The organism is Spongiibacter thalassae, assembly GCF_012272835.1.
Lineage (GTDB): Bacteria > Pseudomonadota > Gammaproteobacteria > Pseudomonadales > Spongiibacteraceae > Spongiibacter > Spongiibacter thalassae.
Map to the genome: position 1 here is coordinate 853,825 of NZ_JAAWWK010000001.1, position 20,506 is coordinate 874,330.

General features: G+C 57.5%; 17 protein-coding genes. 15 read left to right on the top strand and 2 right to left on the bottom strand.

All coding sequences use genetic code 11. The features are described from left to right. Positions 1-144 precede the first annotated feature (144 nt). Positions 145-894, bottom strand: a complete 750-nt coding sequence (locus HCU74_RS03520) for a DUF2889 domain-containing protein (RefSeq protein WP_168449003.1) — start codon at positions 892-894, stop codon at positions 145-147. Between the two features lie 84 nt (positions 895-978). On the opposite strand from HCU74_RS03520, the gene HCU74_RS03525 reads away from it, so the two are divergent. The 13 genes from HCU74_RS03525 (at position 979) to HCU74_RS03585 (ending at position 17,221) form a co-directional block, all read left to right on the top strand. Then, positions 979-1,779 (top strand): SDR family NAD(P)-dependent oxidoreductase, encoded by an 801-nt coding sequence (locus tag HCU74_RS03525; protein WP_168449004.1) that lies wholly within the window; start codon positions 979-981, stop codon positions 1,777-1,779. A gap of 195 nt (positions 1,780-1,974) precedes the next feature. Next, complete coding sequence (locus HCU74_RS03530) at positions 1,975-3,057, top strand: amidohydrolase family protein (protein WP_168449005.1); 1,083 nt, start codon at positions 1,975-1,977, stop codon at positions 3,055-3,057. Positions 3,058-3,059: 2 nt separating this feature from the next. Then, a complete protein-coding gene (locus tag HCU74_RS03535; protein ID WP_168449006.1) occupies positions 3,060-3,923 on the top strand; it encodes a fumarylacetoacetate hydrolase family protein in 864 nt (287 codons plus the stop codon). Positions 3,924-3,956: 33 nt separating this feature from the next. Further along, positions 3,957-4,862, top strand: a complete 906-nt coding sequence (locus tag HCU74_RS03540) for a 3-hydroxyacyl-CoA dehydrogenase (protein WP_168449007.1) — start codon at positions 3,957-3,959, stop codon at positions 4,860-4,862. Next, a complete protein-coding gene (locus tag HCU74_RS03545) occupies positions 4,859-6,031 on the top strand; it encodes an acetyl-CoA C-acyltransferase (RefSeq protein ID WP_168449008.1) in 1,173 nt (390 codons plus the stop codon). The genes HCU74_RS03540 and HCU74_RS03545 overlap by 4 nt, the downstream gene beginning before the upstream one ends. 37 nt (positions 6,032-6,068) lie before the next feature. Then, positions 6,069-6,911 carry an SDR family oxidoreductase gene (locus HCU74_RS03550; RefSeq protein ID WP_168449009.1) on the top strand — a complete coding sequence of 281 codons (843 nt, stop codon included), beginning with the start codon at positions 6,069-6,071 and terminating at the stop codon, positions 6,909-6,911. An 18-nt stretch (positions 6,912-6,929) separates the two neighbouring features. Next, complete coding sequence (locus HCU74_RS03555) at positions 6,930-7,892, top strand: VOC family protein (protein ID WP_168449010.1); 963 nt, start codon at positions 6,930-6,932, stop codon at positions 7,890-7,892. A 1-nt stretch (position 7,893) separates the two neighbouring features. After that, positions 7,894-8,697 carry an enoyl-CoA hydratase/isomerase family protein gene (locus HCU74_RS03560; protein WP_168449011.1) on the top strand — a complete coding sequence of 268 codons (804 nt, stop codon included), beginning with the start codon at positions 7,894-7,896 and terminating at the stop codon, positions 8,695-8,697. 406 nt (positions 8,698-9,103) lie between these two features. Next, positions 9,104-11,227, top strand: a complete 2,124-nt coding sequence (locus HCU74_RS03565; protein WP_168449012.1) for a tannase/feruloyl esterase family alpha/beta hydrolase — start codon at positions 9,104-9,106, stop codon at positions 11,225-11,227. Positions 11,228-11,415: 188 nt separating this feature from the next. Continuing rightward, positions 11,416-12,396, top strand: coding sequence for a hypothetical protein (locus HCU74_RS03570; protein ID WP_168449013.1), 981 nt, complete (start codon positions 11,416-11,418; stop codon positions 12,394-12,396). 99 nt (positions 12,397-12,495) lie between these two features. Continuing rightward, complete coding sequence (locus tag HCU74_RS03575; protein ID WP_168449014.1) at positions 12,496-14,931, top strand: TonB-dependent receptor domain-containing protein; 2,436 nt, start codon at positions 12,496-12,498, stop codon at positions 14,929-14,931. Between the two features lie 30 nt (positions 14,932-14,961). Beyond that, positions 14,962-16,071 (top strand): DUF1214 domain-containing protein, encoded by a 1,110-nt coding sequence (locus HCU74_RS03580; RefSeq protein ID WP_168449015.1) that lies wholly within the window; start codon positions 14,962-14,964, stop codon positions 16,069-16,071. Beyond that, positions 16,064-17,221, top strand: a complete 1,158-nt coding sequence (locus HCU74_RS03585; RefSeq protein ID WP_168449016.1) for a sulfotransferase — start codon at positions 16,064-16,066, stop codon at positions 17,219-17,221. Before HCU74_RS03580 ends, HCU74_RS03585 begins: the two co-directional genes overlap by 8 nt. Here HCU74_RS03585 and HCU74_RS03590 read toward each other — a convergent pair. After that, complete coding sequence (locus HCU74_RS03590; RefSeq protein WP_246864400.1) at positions 17,190-18,425, bottom strand: substrate-binding domain-containing protein; 1,236 nt, start codon at positions 18,423-18,425, stop codon at positions 17,190-17,192. The two genes, HCU74_RS03585 and HCU74_RS03590, sit on opposite strands and share 32 nt — an antisense overlap. Here HCU74_RS03590 and HCU74_RS03595 point away from each other — a divergent pair. Then, the gene (locus tag HCU74_RS03595; protein ID WP_168449017.1) at positions 18,416-18,952 is read left to right on the top strand and encodes a formate dehydrogenase subunit gamma; all 537 of its coding nucleotides are present in this window, start codon (positions 18,416-18,418) and stop codon (positions 18,950-18,952) included. The two genes, HCU74_RS03590 and HCU74_RS03595, sit on opposite strands and share 10 nt — an antisense overlap. Continuing rightward, the gene (locus HCU74_RS03600) at positions 18,952-20,505 is read left to right on the top strand and encodes a formate dehydrogenase beta subunit (RefSeq protein ID WP_168449018.1); all 1,554 of its coding nucleotides are present in this window, start codon (positions 18,952-18,954) and stop codon (positions 20,503-20,505) included. The genes HCU74_RS03595 and HCU74_RS03600 overlap by 1 nt, the downstream gene beginning before the upstream one ends. Position 20,506 lies beyond the last annotated feature (1 nt).

A 20,506-nucleotide genomic window follows, 5' to 3' on the forward strand; every position in this document is an offset into this window, starting at 1 on the left:
CCAACCTGGCGATATTCCTCTAAAGCACTGTTGCCCGCCACGGCGGGCGACGCCAGGCGGTGAGGCTCAGCCTGCACCGCCTTTTTTATACTCAGGCGTGCCGGTAAGTGTGCTGAGCCTGATTTGCCCCGCGTTCAACCGTTTTCAGATATCGAATTGTGCTGAATTCAGCCAAGCCATATCGGTAGCGCAGAGCACCTCAGGCCGTTCGCTGAAGTCCATTGTAGAACCCACGTTTCTCTGCGCAGAGCTGGCCCGCTCGGGCTGTTGTACAAAGCAGTTACCCAGTGGCTTGGCATGGGTTTCAACATCGAGGTTGCGCAGTCGTCCCCGTGAGATCATCGCTGCCCGGCGAAGTACCAGCGCGGCCTCGGCAGTTTGACTGTCCAGGGTCTGCCTGGCCCAGGAAGCCATACCCTTGAGCAGCGACACGCCGCTGAATGGGTCGGGGGCGGTGATGACACTGTTGTCGACCTGCCAGTGCAGCAGTTCTTCACCATTGCGCCACAGTGTTGCGCTGGTGCAGTTGTCGATATGCCGGGGCACTTCAACCCTGAAGCTGCATTTTTGTTCGTCGCGTGCGACAGCCGCGATGGCGAGCACTGCCATGTCCAATTGATGGGTGCATTGCAGGCGCGCGTCGACATGTTGCGGCAGGGTATCCATCACCTGGGCCACGCTCAGGCCCCGCATTGTTTGCAGCTCGTCTCCGGCGCGGGCGCAGAGGGTATAGGGGGTTCGCAGGCCAGTGCTCAGTACCTGGTGTATCTGGTTCTGCTGCAGATTCAGTGCGACGCGAAAGTGATGGTAGTCATCCTCGAGCGCTGACTTGACGAGGGTCGCGGTGTTGTCGCGGTGAACTACAATTTCAATGCGTCGTAGAAAACTGGGCATTCGAACTCCGGTAGGCAAACGCTAAAAGTTACATTATTATCCAAAGTGTCTAATTATAAATTATATATCAAGAGAGATAACAATATGGCGATGTTGGAAAACAAAGTGGCTCTGATTACCGGGGCCGGTGGTGGTATCGGTCAGGGCATCGCCCGTCGTTTTGCCCGCGAAGGCGCCTGCGTCATTGTAGCGGAAATTGATGAGGCCACCGGGCGGGCGACCGCCGAGCAGGTCAACGAACTCGGTGGCAAGGGCTTGTTTGTCGCCACGGATGTCACCGACAAGGCATCGGTGGAGGCGGCGGTTGAGGCAGCTGTTGAGCACTTCGGCGGTCTGGATATTCTGGTGAACAATGCCTTTGTGCCCTCGGCTAACGTGTTGCTGGAGGACAAAACCGACGAGATGCTGGAGCGCACACTCACCTCTACGGTAAAAGCCTCCTGGTGGGCGATGCGAGCGGCGTTGCCCCATATGAAACAACGCGGCGGCGGCAAGGTCATTAACTTCTGCTCCATCGATGTCGAAGTCGGTGCCTGGTTGCATGCGGACTACAACACCGCCAAAGCTGGGGTGGTCGGGCTGACGCGCAGCGCCGCAGCAGAGTGGGGCCGGTTCAATATCACCGTTAACGCCATTGCCCCCACAGCAATGGGCGCGACCTTCCATAAATTTGCCAAGGAAAACCCGGGTTTTGCCGAGCGTGCGGCGGCGATGCGGCCAATGGGTCGCTGTGGCGACCCGGAACACGATATCGGGCCTGCGGCGTTGTTCCTTGCCAGTGATCTCTCCTGTTACGTAACGGGCGAAACATTGCATGTAGATGGTGGCCTGCACCTGCCGGGTTATAACTCGCGGCCGGAAAATGTTCCGGTGAGGGAATACTAGGGCCGGTAAGGCTCTGGGCTGAAGGTAAGTATTGCGAAGCGGTAAAAACAACAAAATATTAGACATAAAAGCTATTAGTGTTTATATTCTGTTGTGCAGTATCGAAATGACGGGTGGCAACCTGTCTTAAATAACAATGATAGATAGCGCGGCCATAGCACGGTTATGTGACTGTCGCCCGGAGGAATTCTTCAAATGCTTATAGATCTTCACGCCCATGCTCCCCATCCAGACTATTACAACCAGCACCCTCATTGGGGTCCGGCATTTGAGTTGCAAAACGATGGCGACATTAAATTGCGCGTTGGTGAATGGATTTTGACCCTCGGTGCGCCCGAGCGCAAAGCCGCACTGCGCAAGGCCCATGCAGAGGGGAAAACCCTGGAAGTGCAGGAATACATGGAAAAATGGCGCGATCCCAAAACCCGTTTGGCGGGAATGGACGCGGCCGGCCAAAACGCCCAGGTGGTGTCGGTGCCGAGCCATTGCTACATGTACTGGGCCGAGCCTGAATTCAGTGTTCCCTTTGCGCGCAAGGTTAACGACGTGCTGGCAGACTACTGTTCCGGCGCACCGGATCGACTGATGTTCTGGGCTCACGCGCCATTGAATGTTCCCCAGGAAGCGGCCAAGGAAATTCGTCGCGCGTGCACCGAACTGGGTGCCAAGGGCCTGGTGGCTGGCGGTTCCAACTTTGGCGGTCTGGAGTTTGACTCCCCGGAACTGGACTGCGTCTGGGCGACGCTTTGCGACCTCGACCTGCCAATATTTGTACACGGCTATAACCAATCCGTGACCTGGGGTGCCGACGCCAATAAAGATCGCTACGAAACCACTGCGATTGTTGGTATGAACTACGACGAGAGCAAGTGTTTCTGGTATCTCATCAATGGCGGCGTGCTGGATCGCTTCCCTAAATTGAAGGTGTATATCACCCACGGTGGTGGTTTCGTGCCATACCAGTTGGGTCGATTCGCCCAGACCAACCCGAATCTGGATACCTACCACAACAAAAAGCCCTTCCTGGACTATCTGAGAAACTTCTACTTTGATGTTGAGCTGCACGAACTGCCCATGCGTCAGGCGATGGTCGACATCATCGGTGCAGACCGTGTGCTCTACGGTTCGAACTTTGGTGGCAGTGATGCGGTGCGCCATGACCTGACCGAGGGTCTGCGGTTATCCGATGAGGATCTGGATCGTATTCGCTGGAAGAATGCCTGCGAACTGCTGCACCTCGACCCGGCTAAAATTGGTAAGCCCGCCGGGAGTGTTTAACGATGAAGCTGGCCCGTTGTGAAATAGAAAACAAGGTGTTTTGGGCGAAGGTCGACGACCAGTCAGACACCCTCCATGTGATTGTCGGGGCGTTCAGCGAATGGGGCCCCGCATTGACCCGGTCTATGAGCGCGGGCCCTTGCGATGACAGCTTGCTGCCATTGTCCGGTGAAACGGTGCCGCTCTCTGCGGCACGGCTGTTACCACCCGTAGAACCGGTGAATCGGGTGGTGGTCGCTGGCGCAAACTATGCCAAACACCTCGCCGCCGATTTCGGCCTGTCTTCGCCGCCGCAGCCGGTGGCCTTTCTGAAGGCCTACGGTGCCCTTATCGGAGCCAATGACGAACTGCGTTACCCGCCGCTGACCAGCAAGCTGGATCACGAAGTTGAACTGGTGGTGGTGATCGGCGACACCGATATCGATATCGAAAAGCCCCTCGACAGTGTGTTGGGTTACACCGTGGGCAACGATGTCAGCGCCCGGGACTTGCAGCATAGCGGCCCCAAGGGTATCGGTATGGATCTGTTCGCTGCAAAGAGCCAGGACAAAACCACCGGTGTTGGCCCGTGGATTGTCACCCGGGATGAGTTCCCGGCGGGGAGTCCAGTGGTGCAACTCAAACTGTCTGTGGATGGCGATCTGCGTCAGGACGGCACGACCGGCGATATGACCTGGGATGTCGGCGAACTGATCAAGTTCGTTCAGGCGCGCTCAAGTTTTACCGCCGGCGACATTTTGTTCACCGGCTCGCCGGATGGTGTAGGGCAGGGCACCGGTAAATTCCTTAACCCCGGTGAGCTGGTTGAAGCAACGATTGAAGGTATAGGCACATTGGCCAATCGCGTGTCAGAGAAAAAAGCCTGACCGACACAAGCAAAGATTCAGTGGGTGAAAACAATGATTAGTAAACGCAGTTCTGTGGTAGTAGTAGGGTCGGGATTAATGGGCACGGGTATTGCCCACGCCTTTGCCAGTAATGGTTTTCCGTGCCTATTGGTAGATACCAATGAGGCGGCGCTGGACAAGGCGGTGGCGACCATTGGCGGCATTCTCGACGGTGGTGTAAAGCTCGGCAAAATGAGCGCCGAAGACGCAGCAGCAGCAAAGGCCAGGCTGACCACAGGCAGTGCTGTCAGTGCCGCGCCAAAGGATGCAGCTCTGCTGATCGAAACCGTGTCGGAAAACCTGGCGGTCAAGCAGGCGGTATTAAAAGAGGCGGAGGCGGTGCTCAATGAAGATGCCATTATCGCCACCAATACTTCCGCGCTCAGCGTGACCGAGATTGCCAGCGTACTCGACAAGCCCAATCGCGCTATTGGTATGCACTTCTTCAATCCGGTACACAAGATGAAGCTGGTGGAGCTGGTGTTGGGTTTGGCCACAGATGAAGAAACCGTCGCTATTACTCGCTCCTGGTGTGACAGCATCAAAAAAACCTCCATTCTGGTGAACGAATCCCCGGGCCTGACCACCAGCCGTATGTCGGCGATGCTCGGCAACGAAGCGATGTGGATGCTGCAGGAAGGCACGGCCAGTGCAGAGGACATCGACACCGCCCTGCGCATGGGTTTTAACCACCCGATGGGGCCGCTGGAACTGGGCGACCTGACCGGCTGGGATACCCGCTTGGCGGTATTGAAATACCTGCATTCGACACTCGGCGAAAAATTCCGCCCCTGTCCGTTAATTATCAAAATGGTCGCGGCCGGTCGCTATGGCCGTAAAACCGGTCATGGTGTTTACGAATACGACGCCGAGGGCAAACGTGTTCCCGGCTCAGGCATGAAGGGCAGTCTGCTGTGAGTGAGACCTTTATAGTCGATGCCCTGCGTACACCAGTGGGGCGCTATACCGGCACCTTGGCGGGAATTCGCGCCGATCATCTCGGTGGTCACGTGCTCAAGGGCCTGTTGCAGCGCAACCCGACGATTGCCGCAGAATCGGTAGACGATGTTATTTTTGGCTGTGTGACCCAGGTGGGTGAACAGTCGGCCAACATCGCCCGCACAGCGCTGCTCAGCGCCGGTTGGCCGGAGTCGGTGCCGGGGCTGACCATCGACCGCAAGTGTGGCTCCGGTGAGGCCGCCGTGCATTTGGCCAAGGGCTTGATCGGGGGCGGTGACGCCGACCTGATTGTCGCCGGCGGCGCGGAAAATATGAGCCGCGTGCGCATGGGCGGCAACCGCGAGATCTACGGAGAGGCCTTTGGCTGGCAGATCGAGCAGCGCTTTGAGCTAACCGGACAAGGTGAAGCGGCTGAACGGTTGGCAGACAAGTGGTCTCTTGAGCGGGGCCAGCTCGACGAGTTTGCCGTGCGCAGTCACCAGCGGGCCGCGCAGGCCGCAAGTGCCGGTTACTTTAACAATGAAATTCTTCCGGTAAGCGTAGCCGAACTGAAAGACTGCGATGCCGAATCAGACAAAGCAGAATTGCTCGCTGACGAAACCATTCGCCCCGGCAGCAATATGGAAAAACTGGCGACATTAAAGCCGAGCTTTCGCGAAGACGGACGTTTGACGGCGGGTAACTCATCGCAGATTTCCGATGGTGCCGCGCTGCTGTTACTGGCCTCAGCCGAGGCCTGCCAGCGCTATGGGCTGCGCCCTCGGGCACGGATAGTTACCTGCGTTACCGTGGGCTCTGACCCCACGCTGATGTTAACCGGGCCAATTGCGGCGACCCGCAAGGCGCTGGCGAAGGCGGGGCTGTCGGCGTCAGACATCGACCTGTTCGAGGTCAACGAAGCCTTTGCCTCAGTGCCGCTGGTTTGGTCACAGGAAATGGATATTGGTTTGGAACGACTTAATGTCAACGGTGGTGCGATTGCACTGGGCCACCCACTGGGGGCCAGCGGCGCGCGTATTATGACATCCATGCTGAACGAACTTGAACGGCGCGGTGCACGTTATGGCTTGCAGGCCATATGCTGTGCCGGCGGTATGGGTACAGCAACCATTATTGAGCGGCTGTAAACGCCGCCACCCATAACAATAACAGCAAGGCAAAAACATGCACATTGATCTGAGTGACAAACGGGTGATCGTCACCGGTGCCTCACGGGGTATCGGTCTGGCAATTGCTTCGGCCTTTGCCCGGGAGGGAGCGCGGGTTGCCATTTGCGCACGCAATTGCGAAGCGATTGCCCGGGCGGGCGAAGTGCTTGGCGACCTCGGCGCCGAGGTCATCGCGCGGGCTGTTGACGTGACCGACACCACCGCCGTAGATGGATTTGTGGCGGAGATCACCACCACCTGGGGCGGCGTGGATGTGCTGGTGAATAACGCCGGGCAGGGCAAGGGTGGCAACCTCGATACTCTGACCCCCGAGGATATTCTCGAGCACGCCAATATCCTGCAAATGGGGCATTTTCGCTTTACCAAAGCCGTTGTGCCCCATATGCGCCGTCAGCGCTGGGGCCGCATTATCGAAATCAATGCGCTGGCGGGAACGATTCCCACCCCGGAGGGGATTCCCTCGGTCATCAACCGTGCCTCCTGTGTGGCGCTGTCGAAAAGCCTCGGAATGAACCTCGCCAAGGACAATATTCTGGTCAATAGCTTAAACATGGGCTGGATTGATACCGGTCAGTGGGATCGCCATTTTGCCGAAGTCGGGCCGGGGGTGAGTCGCGAGGAATTCGACGAAATGGTGTTGAAGGTCGTGCCCGTAGGGCGCTTTGGCAAACCCGAAGACGTCGCCGGCATGGCTCTGTTTCTGGCCAGCGACTACGCCGGTTTTATCAGCGCCGCCTCGATTGATATTGCCGGGGGAATGCAGGGCCAGATTGCCTATTACCCCACACTGAAAAAAGACTTTTCCGACATGGTCAAGGCCCGCGCCGAGACCCAATAACCGAATAGGGAGTTACCAATGTTTGACCTATTGATGAGCGCCGACATGATGCTGGAAGACCCGGACGGCATGGCGGAACTGCTAAATGAAAAACTGGGCATCCACAAGCACGACAACTGGCGCCAGGCCTTTGACAACCATCCCTATATCGCCCATTTCCTACGGGTGCATAAGTCGCTGGCAGTGTCGCCGACGCGGATCGAGCCCCAGTGGCACCTTGACGCGCCGAACCCCGGCGACCCGATGTTCCATGACTTTCTTGAAAGCCTCAAAGACTACCAGGGACGTCATCGCCCGATGATGACCCACGCAGTGGTTATTACACTGCCCCAGGACAAGTTCAGCGCCTTTATCGACAAATTGATGCGCCGCAAATTGCCCTTCCGCATGGCCCAGCGCACCCCGGAAATGCCCTTTGATCGCCTGTGGCTGGGTACGACACCGGAAAACCCCAGCTACTCACCGGAGGTGGATGGCGGCCTGTGTATAGAAGTGATGGGTACCGAGCCACTGCAAATGCCTGCAGAGGTTTTTGCCGACACCCCGACGCTGCCCAGAGATCCCAAACCCGCCGATATGGTGCGGGTCACTGCCCGTGGCTTCCTGGTGCGTGACCTGGACGATGTACTGTGGCGCCTGTCTACTAACTTGGACTGGGAGCCAGAGTCTATCGAGCAGTTTAATGACGAAGGCTACCGCCGCGCCCGTATGCCTTTCCGCGCGGTATCCAGTGCCAGTCTCGATATTATCCAGCCCACTCGCTGGGACGGTGAAGCAGGGCTGTATCTGAACAACTGGGGCCCGGGCCTTTACTACATTCGCATTTCCGTGAATAACCTCGAAGCCAAGGCCGAGGATCTGCGTGCACGCAATGTGACCTTCAGCTGGATTGAGTCCTCCGAGTCGGTGGGTGGCAAACCGTTGCTGCGAGTAGACCCCGCAGAACTGCGTGGCCAGCTGATCGAGTTTGAGGAGGCTTAATATGGCGGTGGAAGCTCAGACGATCAACCCGTCGGTGCGCACTGAGCGCCAGGGCAATATTGGCATCATCGTGCTGACCCGCCCGACGCAGATCAACGCCATTAACGACGACATTCGCTTTGGTGTGCCCCAGGCCTTGCGCGACTTTGATACCGATCCCGACGTGCAGGCGATTATTATTCGTGGTGAAGGTGAGCGTGGTTTTTGTGCCGGGGCCGATATCAAGGAGCAGCGGCCGCCGGAAAGCGCGGTGGAACTGCGCCAGCGCATGGGTCGCAACCGCTGGATTGAGTCGCTCGATACCATTGAAACCACCGTGATTGCAGCGATACACGGCTACTGTATGGGTGGAGGGATGGAGCTGGCATTGGCCTGCGATATTCGCTTCGCCTCGCCGGATGTGGTGATGAGTCTGCCGGAAACTGCCCTGGGGCTGATTCCCGGCGGCGGCGGCACACAGCGCCTGCCACGGCTGATTGGCGAAGCAAAGGCACTGGACCTGGTGTTGACCGGCGATCGCCTGAAGGCGGACGAGGCCCTGTCAATCGGTCTGGTGACTCGGGTCGCGAGCGCCCCTGAATCATTGTTGGAAGAAGCAACTGCGCTGGCAGAGCGCATTGCAAAGCGGCCGCCGCTGGCTACCCGCTATGCCAAACGCGCCATTAAAGCCGCGGCAGATATGGATTTGCACAAGGGTTTTGACCTGGAGCTGGATCTGTTCGCCTTTCTTAAACAATCTGACGACGCAAAAGAAGCCGCCGTCGCGTTTAAGGAAAAGCGCACGCCGAACTTCTCCGGGCGTTGATTCCTCAGCGGCGCAGGGCTTTCCGGTAGCGGTTTAGCTCTGTTGTCGCTCCCCCCACCACGGCTCTCAGGGCTTTGCTGAGTCTACTGCCGCCGTATCTGGTGCTGGAGTGAAAACCTTCGGCAATTCTCCTTGTTTTGGTGCTGCTTTTCACCAAGCCACATATCGGACATACCGCCCGCAAGCCCCGACGACGATGTTTCAATCTGTGTTAACAGACCCTGACGCAAGACATTAATTAAATTTAATAAATATCCGTTGAGGGGTGCTTGTCTGCGCGCAGAATATGTCATAGTGTGACATATAGGTCTTAATAGGACTAAGTGTGCTTATGAAGACAGCGTGGGTTTCCGGTGACGACGCCCAGCAACAATAACAATAAACCCATTCCAACAAGGAGAGGTCAATGACTTCGGTGACCGACAGAATTTATGGCAACCCCGATATCAGCGCAGAGGGCTACGTTGTTGTCGATGACTATTTTGGCAAGCCCTACATAGATCAGGATGAGATCCGCGAACGCCCCTCGCCACACCGCTTTGTACACGGCGGCTTCGAAAATACGGATACCCGTTTTGCCTTTTACTTTCCCAGCGCCGAATCTTATCGCGGGCGTATGTTTCAACCCCTGGAGGGCGGTCATGGCGGCAACGAGGTGTCTTTCGGCGGCGGCATACTGGGTGAAATGTTCCAGCGTATTGCGCTGAGTGAAAGTTTGGGCGGCTATATGGTGGAGTCCAACCAAGGCCATATCGGCGATGCCCTCGACCCCCGTGCGGGTGATGATCCCTCGCTATACGGGTGGCGGGCCAGCACAGAGTCGGCACGTTTTTCCAAGTTTATTGCCGAGCAGGTCTACGGTGCGGCGCCCCGTTATGCCTACATCTACGGCGGAAGTGGTGGTGGCCGCAGATCGCCGATGTGTCTGGAGAACGCTCCCGATGTGTACGATGGCTGTATGCCCTCAACCAGCGGTGGTGAAATCGCCGAACATGGCAATAACAAGCGGGTAAAAAGCGGCGGGCCAATCGGCTTCGGGCAGATGTTCAATGTGCAGCGCCTGCTGGGCCGGGAAAAGTTGATGGCGGTGGCGGATGCCATGTCGCCCGGCGGCAGCGGCAATCCCTTTGCCGGACTGTCGGTAAACGAGGCGGAAGAACTCGCCTTGCTTTATCGAATCGGCTTCCCCCGTGGCAATGAGAGCATGATTCTCGAGCCTATGGGGCAGATCTGGTTGTGGACCTCTCTGGCCGACCAACTGCTGGAGGAAGATCCCGAGTACTTCAGCGATTTTTGGTCAAAGCCCGGCTATATCGGGTTTGACAAGCCTGAACTGGTCAACGGTGATTTGATTAATACCGAGGCCATGGTAAAGCGCATCATTACCGCTCGAGACCTGAACGAGAAAGCCGAATACTCCGGTGCGGAGTTTCAGACTATGCGCATTTTTGCAGCGATGATTGGCAGTGCCGGTCCCGTCTACGACATGCCCTACGCTCTGGAGCTGGAAGGGATTGATGGCGGCTATCGCCTTGGCACCGGCGTGCGCATTGTCAGCGGTGATGCAGCGGGGCGGAGTATGTATGCCTCCGGTGTTGCTGGCAATGTCTTTACCCTGGATGGACGCGGTGAAGCGAACACCAAGCGTTTGACTGGTGTGCAGGTCGGTGACCGGGTACAGGTAGATAACCGCGCCTTTCTCGCCTTTTGCTACTACGCCCGTCACCACCTGCTTGAGGATGTGCAGTTCGACAGCCTGCGGGTGGATGGCCAACCGATCTATCCTCAGAATTTTGTGCCAACCATGTCACCCCTCATGGGCAACTGCTATTCCGCCCAGTACGAGGGCAAATTACTGTGGATTCATCACACCCATGACTCTTCTCTGTGGCCGGCGAATGGCCTGTTATACGCACAGGGTGTCGAGCGTGTTCAAGGTGCCGAGGCAGCGCGGAAGAAGTTCTGTATTCGCTGGACGGAAAACGCCGAGCACGGGCCGCCGTCCATTGTGCCCCCCGAACCCCGCCGCGCCAGTACCACGCGACTGGTCGATTTCACCGGCATTTATGAGCAGTCTCTGGCGGATCTGGTGGATTGGGTGGAGAACGATCACTATCCATTGGCCACGAAATACGAACACCTGGACGGCCGCATTATTTTGCCGGACACCGCCGAGGAGCGGGGCGGCATTCAGCCGGTAGTGAAGGTTACCGCTGGCGGAGGGGATCGAATCGAAATCCGCTGTGGCGAGGAAGTGGAGCTGACGGTTAAAGCCGCGCTGGCCGAGGGTGCCGGCAAGATTGTCAGCGTGCAGTGGGACTTTGATGGTTCCGGGAGCTACCCCTTTAGCCACAAGGATATCGACGGCAGCCAGTCCGCGGTGAGCCTGACAGTACGTCATCGCTTTGAACAACCTGGCACCTGGTTTGTTACCGCCCTGGTGCATTCGCACCGAAAGGGGGACTGCTCCGCAACCCGTGCGCGGGCAGCGAATCTGGCTCAGGCGAGGGTTGTCGTCACCCCGAATTAAAGACGGTCGGAGTGGGCTGATTCCCGCTTCGCTTACGGCGTTTGACATAACAAACAAAATTGATCGCCGAAAGATGTGTAGCAATACCAAGGCCATTCGCCTTGGTATTGCCGACGCTGCCACCCGTGGTTACTACCCGTCCCAAACGGATATCCACACATCATCGTGCAAAAATAAGGAGAAAAAGTATGAGTATTCCCGTGTATCCCCGCGCTGATTTTGGCGCTGTGCCACTGGTGTCGGCTTGTGAAATCTCACCCGAGGCATTCCATCCGGAAAACAATTATGGTGGCGGCTGTGTGTTTGTACACCACGGCTTTTACGGTACCTTCCGCAACGAAAAAGGCGAAGCGTATACCGTGATGACCCGCCGGGTGGGTGTGCTGGGCGCTACCGAGATCACCGTGTTTTCCAATCGCGGCGGTCGAGCCAGAATGGAGGAAGTGCTGGAGTTTCGCGATGCCTTCAGCGGCATGACCTTTTTTAACAAGGCCGACAATAGCTTTTCCATTCAGAGTTGGGCGATTCCCCCGGCGCGTACCGACAAGCTGTTCAGCGCGACGGTGACCAAAGAAGGCAGCACCTGGAACGAGGGGGGTGACCTGCTGTCGCTGGAGGGCAAGTATGTCGGCAACTGTGCACTACAGTGGCTGACCCCTAACCCCAGCGGGAGTGATCTGCACATTTACCATATGCAGCGTGCTTCCGGAACCATCCTCGGCGAGAAGGTCGAGGGCTTCTACGATATCAACACCACGTACTCTGCACCCGGCTCCAGTTACTTTCATACCTTTGCGGCCAAGGCCCTGTCCTGGGTGTTCTTTGGCAATGAATACGATGACGGCACCATGGAAGTGGGCCAGATCTGTATTGCCGAGGGCAACTGGAAATTTGCCATGATTGCCAATCAGGATGGCCCGCTGTTGATGAGCACTGACTTTTCCGTTCAGGGGCAGGCCGACGAAGACGGTTATCCCGGGATTGCGCGCTTTACCTTTAAGGATCAGCAGTGGGAGTGGCGTGCAGCTGAACGCTGTGGCATCGACCGGGGTATTGTGAATTCACCGATGCAGCAGGGGGAAGGCTATATCCAGCGGGTTGGCGATACCCGGAAGATCGTGGTGGGTATGGCAATGAACGGTGCCAAGGTGGCTTTGCCTCCGCTGTAGCGATGTCGCTCTGCCGTGCGGAGTGCAATGCTCCGCACAGACTACTGAACAGGCAGCTGGCTGGGGTCAGTTGCCGTCGATGCCTAATGGAGTTGTGCTGTGAGCAGAAAGATAACAATAAAAAATGTCGCTGATTTCCCCCGGTTCGCATTGGTTGCCGCGTTAGCTGTCGGGAGCCAATGGGGTATCGCGCAGGAAGCGACCTCAACCGAAATAAAGCTGGAAGAAGTGCTGGTGACGGCTCAAAAACGCACCCAGTCACTGCAGGATGTCCCGATTTCGATCAACGTATACAACGGCGAATTACTGGAGCGAATGAAGCTCGATCGCATTACCGACTTGCAAATTCAGGAGCCGTCACTGTCTTTTCGTGCCGGGGGCGGGCCGAATCAGGTGCGCTTGGGAATGCGGGGCTTTAGCAGCCTGGTGTCGGGACTCGGTATACAGTCGGCCGTGGCCGTGGTCGTAGACGGCGTAGCACTGGCCATGGATACCGAATACGCCCTGGAAATGGCCGATGTCGAACGGGTCGAGGTGCTGAAAGGGCCGCAGGGAACGTTGTTTGGTGGTAACTCTGTGGGGGGTTTGATCAATGTGGTGCGCAAATCAGCGAGTAAAGAGTTTGAGGCATCGCTCGATTTGCAGATCAGTGACGACGATGAGCAGCTCTACCGGGCGATGGTGAGCGGTCCGCTCAGTGACAGCATTGGCGCACGGATTTCCGCCTATTACAAAGACCGCGACGGCCATGTGAAAAACCTCTACGCCGGTGCCGAGAATGCCGGGGGAGAGGAGTCGGTGGGTCTGGTGGGTAAATTCAACTTCGATTTTTCCGACGACCTGAGTCTTATACTCACCGCCGACTACCGGGATTTCGTCAGCTATACCGCATTGATTACCACGGTGAATGACGTTCCCGAGCGTGCCGCCGCCGTCGGCGGGGAACATGTGTTCGCCGATCCGTTTCTGATTAACCAAAACGCTGACCCGATCGCAACCTTTGAAATCAAGGGCATTTCTGCCGAGTTTGATTACCAGCTTAACGAGCAAAACAGTCTGGCATACATCCTCAGTTACCGGGAAATGAACAATCAAACGCTGATTGAAGTGGACTCGTCGCCGGCGCGAGCGGCAGACCCTATGGCCTTGCCTGTGGTCAGCCTGCGCATGTCCAATCTGGGGTATACCCCCCATGCCGAGGGGCCGTCGGCGGTGATCGATAGCGAGTACACCACCCACGAGCTGCGCTTCCACCACTCGTCGGAAAAATCACAGTGGGTAGCCGGACTGTATTACCGGGACTTTTATCAGCGTTCGCCCAACGATATTTCCCTGCTGGCGAAGGACAGTTTTATCGCCGGTTCGGCGGCGGGGCTTCCTGACCTTGGTGTGGGCGTGGGCGTGCCGTCGACCGGAGAATATATCGCAATCGCGATTATTTCTGACGCCGTGGTGGAACGCACGGAAGCGGCGGCTTTTGGCGATCTCACTTTAAGGCTTGGCGAGGAATTTGAGGTTTTCGGTGGCTATCGTTATCACCGCTCGAACCTCGATCTGTACAACAACTCCCGGCAGATTCTGACCCCGGCAAGAGAGCCTTTCTTCAGGGTAAACGGAGACAGCGGCGAGTTTCTGGTGAATGCGGTGGACCAAACGATTCTGGTTGAGGACGACAAATCCTCGGTGACCTGGGCGGGGCGATTGGGAATGTCCTGGTTCCCCACGGAAAGCGTCAATCTGTATTCGACCCTGTCGCGGGGCTTTGTCGGCGTGGGCGCCGATATGAGTGCGGCGGTTGACCCCGCGAGCCCCTTCCTTGACCCCACTGCCTCTGTCTCGATGGAAGTCGGAATAAAATCCAGTTGGCTGAACAACCGTTTGAGCGTTAACGCGGCGCTGTTTCATCAGGACAGCAAGAATATCCAGATCGCGGTTATTCCACCCGGTGGCCTCACCGCGAGGGCGCGAAACGCCGGTGAGCTGGAAAGCCAGGGCATAGAACTGTCTACCGCGTTTCAGATCAATCGCTATTTGTCGGTGAATGCCTCGCTCACAGCGCTGGATACCCGTCGCGGCGGGCTGCTGGAGAAATGCTATTTCGAGCAGACCAGCGAGCAGGGCTGCAATATCGACCAGGATGAAGACGGCGTGGCAGAAATGCAGGATGTCGATGGCTATCCCTCGGTGGGCACCCCGGATCTGGCCTACAGCCTCTCCTTGCGTTACGACGGCGACACCCTTTGGAAGTCCTACTCCCTGTTCGGGATGATGGGCTGGAGCTGGCGCGACGAAATCCAGTTTCAGTTGGATGGCGATCCGCTCACCGTGCAGGAGGCCTACGGCCTGCTCGATGGGGTAATCGGCATTACCAACACCGACGAAACCTTCGAACTGTCGTTGTTCGGTAAAAACCTGCTTGACGATTATTTCTCCGCCGACAAAAAGCAATTGGTGAACATTGCCGGCCGTGTGGCGGTGAGCAGCGGGCGTGAAGCGCAGCGCTATCTCGGCCTGCGTTTGGTCAAGCGATTCTAGGCTTTCAATGTATCGGGCAGAGGGTGGCAAATGAGTGAGCTGAAAACACTGACAACAAACTGGGAAGTATTTTGCGACTCGATCAAGGCGACCGGGGTGTCGGTGCTGGAATCTGCCGAGACCGCCGACAGTTTCGAACGGGGGGAGGGGCTGCGTTACCTGACTCGACTGCTGAAGGTCAGCATCAATCGTTTTGTGGAATACGCCGATGTTGAAACACCGGAGTTGTTCGCGGTTTGTGATAACCGCAGCGGTTTTGGTGGCGATAACCCCGACAATCTGTATTCCTCCTGCCTGATTCGTGACACATCCTGCTACCGGGTGGTCGCCGAGCGGGGCAGTATCTGGCAGTTTGCCTTTACCGTATTTCGCACCGGGCCGGGGTCGGAAAAAGTACTATTGGCGCGCCTCGATCAGGATGATATTGCCGTCGATGAAAAAGGGCGTTTCGTGCTTTATGTGGGCGGCCCGGAAAGAGCAACGAACTGGTTGCCGCTGGGTGACGGCGCCAATCAGCTGCATTTACGGCAGACTTTTCGCGACCGCAAAACCGAGCAGCCCCTTGTGGCGAAGGTCGAAAAATTGGACAGCACGGCCGCCGCGCCGCGCACCAGCGACCGGGAAATGTCAGCGCGACTGGCCAGTGCCGAGCAGTTCTACGGAAAAACCGCGCGGCTGATGGCGGGGTGGTCGAAAAACTTTTCCGACACCGCGGTGAATGTGCTGCCGCCGGTTTCAAAGGAGTTTGTGGCGTCGGTTGGGGGCGACCCCAGCGCCCATTTCTTTATCGCTGCATGGAAGCTGGAAGCGGGAGAGGTGTTGCGGGTGCATATCCCTCATTATGCCAATCTGCGCCTGTGGAACTTTGCGCTGTACAACTACTGGCTGGAGTCGTTGGACTATGAAAATTACGTCGTCCACACCAATAGCGAAATCTGCACATTGAATCCCGACGGCAGTGCCACCCTTTTCATCGGGGGGGAAAGCCCCAACCACAGCAGCAATATTCTTGATACCACCGGACACCATCGCGGACACATGATGCTGCGGGTGTGGAGCGACGACGCACCGCTGCAACCCACGGTAGAGCGGATTAGCGGCACCGGGATCATCACCCACAGGAGCGACAATAATGGATAAAAAATACCTTGATGAAGACGATATTATCACCCGCAATGCCCGGCAGGCCGGGTTGAGCGAATACCTTGACCCTGAGTTGGAAGGCCGCATGCGCTGGGCGGTGAGTCAGTTTAATAACTACGGTGGTATTCGCGAGATATATTACGACGATGCGGTGCAGCAGTTTAAAGCATTGGTGCTCAATCGACTGAATATTGCCCGCGACTGGGCGGAACATCCCGGCATTCTCGACCAGACGATTGAGCAGCCTTTTTTCGTGATTGGTAATGCCCGCGCGGGAACCACCTTTACCCAGTCGGTGCTGGCCCTTGGCGACGGCTGTCGCACACCTGATTTTCGGGATGTCATTACGCCTACGCCACCACGGGGCTCAGCGACCTATTCCAGGGACGCCGCGGACCAGCGGGCGAAGGCGTTTGTTGATTACGTGTTGCGGCGCTCCCCCGGCCTGCTGCAGGCCCACCCCTATTTTGATCGACTGGGTGATAGCGAGGCCGAGGATGAGTTTCTGTACTCCCACGATTTCAATATGATCTATCCGCTACACTATTTAAAAGTGCCGTCTCTGCCCCAGCCGGGAATACCCGCAGACCCTGATGCGGCGCTGGCCTTCCATCGCAATATGTTGAAGCAATTACAGTGGCAGAGGCCTACGGAGCGTTGGGTGGGCAAAGGTGTGCTTCACCAGCACCTGATGCCCAGCCTGCTGAAAACCTATCCCGACGCCATTTGCTTCTGGTTGCACCGTCCACCGGAACAATACGTGGCGTCGCTGTTTGAATTGCTGGAGCTGCAATACGGCCCCTTCAATGACGGCAGCTATAAGTTTGATCCCCAGGCGCGGTTGGACAGCTTGAAAGCCGGTGTCGAGCGCTATATGAAACTCCCCGAATTCCATTCCAGCCAGGTACATCATATTCCGTTCCGAAAAATGATTGCCGACCCGATCAATACCCTTGGGGGTATTTTTGAGGAGCATGGCATCCCTTTTTCTCAGGCCTATCAGCAACGCCTTAAGGAGCGCATGGCGTCGCCGGACTTCAAGGGTGACCGCCACGGCAAATACCACTATTCGCTGGAAAAGTTCGGTCTGACGGTGGAGCAGGTGAGGGAGATGTTCACCGAGTACTGTGCGTATTTTGACCTGTAGTCACCCGGGAGTTGCGACCGAACACCTCGTCGATGGTATTGATCTGCCCGCTGTCGTTCGAGGTGTAGCCCGGTAGCCCGCTCACCGCGTTGCGGAAAGGCTGGCCGGCGATAATGTCGAGAAAGCGCAGAAACTTCGGGTCTTTAAGCAGTTGCCGATGGCAGGCCATGACGTAGCGCTCCTGCGCCAGCGGAATAAAGTCCAGGCCGAACTGCCGTGCGGCGGCTTCAACGCCAAAGCCGACATCGGCCATGTCGGCGGCGATGTAAGCCGCCACCGCTGAATGGGTGAATTCTTCCTGCTCATAGCCGTTAATGGCTTTATTCGACAACTGCTGCTCTTTCAGCAGGGCGTCAAGCAGGGCCCGTGTACCCGAACTGGTTTGGCGATTGATAAAACGCAGGTCTTTGTCGATGAGGTCGTGGAGCCCACTGATGCCCAGGGGATTGCCCGGGCGCAGCATCAAGCCCTGGCATCGAGTAATAAACTGAATAATACGGTGGTTGCGGGGTTGCAGGCGCTTGCGGTATTCCCGGTAGAGACCCGTGCCGGTGCCGATAGGCAGATGGAATCCGGCGAGGTCGCAGGCGTTGCGCGCCAGTGCTGCCAGCGAGTCGGCGGGGCTGCAATATTGCAGGTCTAGGGGCAGCTCGTCCATAAAGCGGGGCAGCAAGGCCACCGCATAGCCGTGGCTGGCATGGAGGCGCAATACCGGTTTGTTGCCCTCTAGCAGGTGGGCGATTTCCAGGTTGATTTCAGAGCTCAGGCTTTCCAGTTGCGGCTCCAGCCGCGCAGCCACCCGCTGTTCCGCCCACAGCAGTTTTTCTCCAAGTAACGATAGTCGCGAGCCTCGCCCCCGTTGTTTGTCGATCAACGCCGCGCCGAAAAAGGCTTCCCAGTGCTGCAGCAAATTCCACGCATGTCGGTAAGACATGCCGCAGCCCTCGGCGGCGGCGGTGAGCTTGTTCTGTTGGTGAATGCCGCGTAGCAGGGCGAACAGTCGAGGGTCGAGTTGCTCGCCACTGCCGTCGGTGAAAAACCAGGCGGGGGATAGGTGAAGATGCTTCATAGGCAAATAATTGCATATTTTGAAAAACAGGGCCAGATGGTAGTCTAGATCAATACTTCTAACAACGAATAGCTCATTAATATGCACTTTATTGCATATTTGGTGGGCAGGCTTGGAGTCGTCCAGTGTCGTCATCTTCTCATTCCCCTTCTCCCGCAGGTTCTGTAGCGGGGGTTGAGTCCACTGCCCATATCGCCGTCATGGAAAAGGTGATCGCCGAAGGCCGTCAGCTGCCCGGGGCGCTGCTGCCTATCCTGCACGCCATACAGGACGAGCTGGGCTATATCCCCGTTGATGATGCGGTGCCGATGATCGCTGATGCCCTCAACCAAACCCGGGCCGAGGTGCACGGGGTGATCAGTTTTTACCACCACTTTCGCACCACCGCGCCCGGTGACCACGTGGTGCAGGTGTGCCGCGCCGAGGCTTGTCAGGCGTTGGGCGCGCGGGCATTGGAGGGGCATATCAAACAGCGCCTGGGGGTGGACTATCACCAAACCACGGCCGACGGCCAGGTCACATTGGAACCGGTCTATTGCCTGGGTAATTGCAGTTGTGGGCCGTCACTGCGGGTCGGTGACAAAATTCTTGGGCGGGTGTCAGCGGCGCGCTTTGACGCTCTGCTGGACTCACTGCAAACCCGACCGGTGGAGGTGTTGTGATGGCGCTGCGTATCTTTGTTCCCAGCGATACCACCGCGTGCTCTCTGGGCGCCGATGAGGTAGCCGCCGCCATTGCCGATGCCGCGGTCGACTGCGCAGTGGAGGTTGAGCTGGTACGCAATGGCAGCCGTGGTCTGTTCTGGTTGGAGCCTCTGGTTGAGGTAGACACCGCTGAGGGCCGAGTTGCCTATGGGCCGGTGACGCCGGAGGCGGTAAACGAGCTGGTTGCGGCGGGGCTGTTCGACGGCGAGCCAAGCCACCCGCTGTGCCAGGGGTTGACCGACGACATCCCCTGGCTGAAGGCCCAGCAGCGGCTGACCTTTGCCCGCATTGGTCTGGGTGACCCCCTGTCGCTGGAGCACTATCTGTTCCTCGATGGTTTCAAGGGGCTGGCCCAGGCATTGTGCCGGGAGGGCGCCGAGATCGTCGAGGAAGTGACCGCCTCTGGTCTGCGCGGACGGGGCGGGGCGGCTTTCCCGACCGGGATTAAATGGCAAACGGTGGCTGCCGCCGAAGCCAGGCAAAAATACATTGTTTGCAACGCCGACGAGGGCGACTCCGGCACCTTTGCCGATCGACTGGTGATGGAATGCGATCCCTATATGCTGATCGAGGGGATGATTATCGCGGGCCTGGCCGTCGGCGCGACACAGGGTTATGTCTATTTACGCTCGGAATATCCCTTGGCCCATCACACAATGAACGAAGCGATTGCCCGTGCCCGGGCGGCGGGGTATCTCGGTAGCGATGTCTGCGGCAGTGGTCGGGCCTTTGAGCTGGAAGTGCGGCTCGGCGCGGGCGCTTATATTTGCGGTGAGGAAACCGCGCTGCTGGAGAGTCTGGAAGGCAAGCGTGGAATGGTACGTGCCAAGCCTCCCTTGCCAGCCCTTGAGGGCCTGTTCGGCCAACCTACCGTGGTAAACAATGTGCTTTCTCTGGCGGCGGTGCCATTTATTCTCCATCGCGGTGCCAAGGCCTATGCCGAGGTGGGCATTGGGCGCTCGCGGGGCACCTTGCCGATTCAGTTGGCCGGTAATGTTCGCCGTGGCGGACTGGTAGAGCTGGCCTTTGGTATCACCCTGAGGGAATTGATGGAGACCTTTGGCGGCGGCACCTATACCGGCAGGTCGTTGAAGGCGGTGCAGGTCGGCGGTCCGCTGGGGGCCTACCTTCCAGAGTCCCAGTGGGATACTCCGCTGGATTACGAGGCCTTTGCCGAAATCGGTGCGGTGCTGGGTCACGGCGGCGTAGTGATGTTTGACGACACCGTTGATATGGGTCAGCAGGCGCGATTTTCCATGGAGTTCTGTGCGGTTGAGTCCTGCGGAAAATGTACCCCCTGTCGCATTGGTTCAACCCGTGGCGTAGAGGTTATCGACAGGATTCGTCGTGGCCAATCAGTGGTCGACAACCTCGCCTTGCTCGAGGATTTGTGCACCACAATGGTTGATGGCTCGCTCTGTGCGATGGGGGGGATGACCCCCTTTCCGGTGCAGAGCGTGATGAATTATTTCGCTGAGGATCTTCAGTCATCGGCTGAAAGGGAGCGTTGAG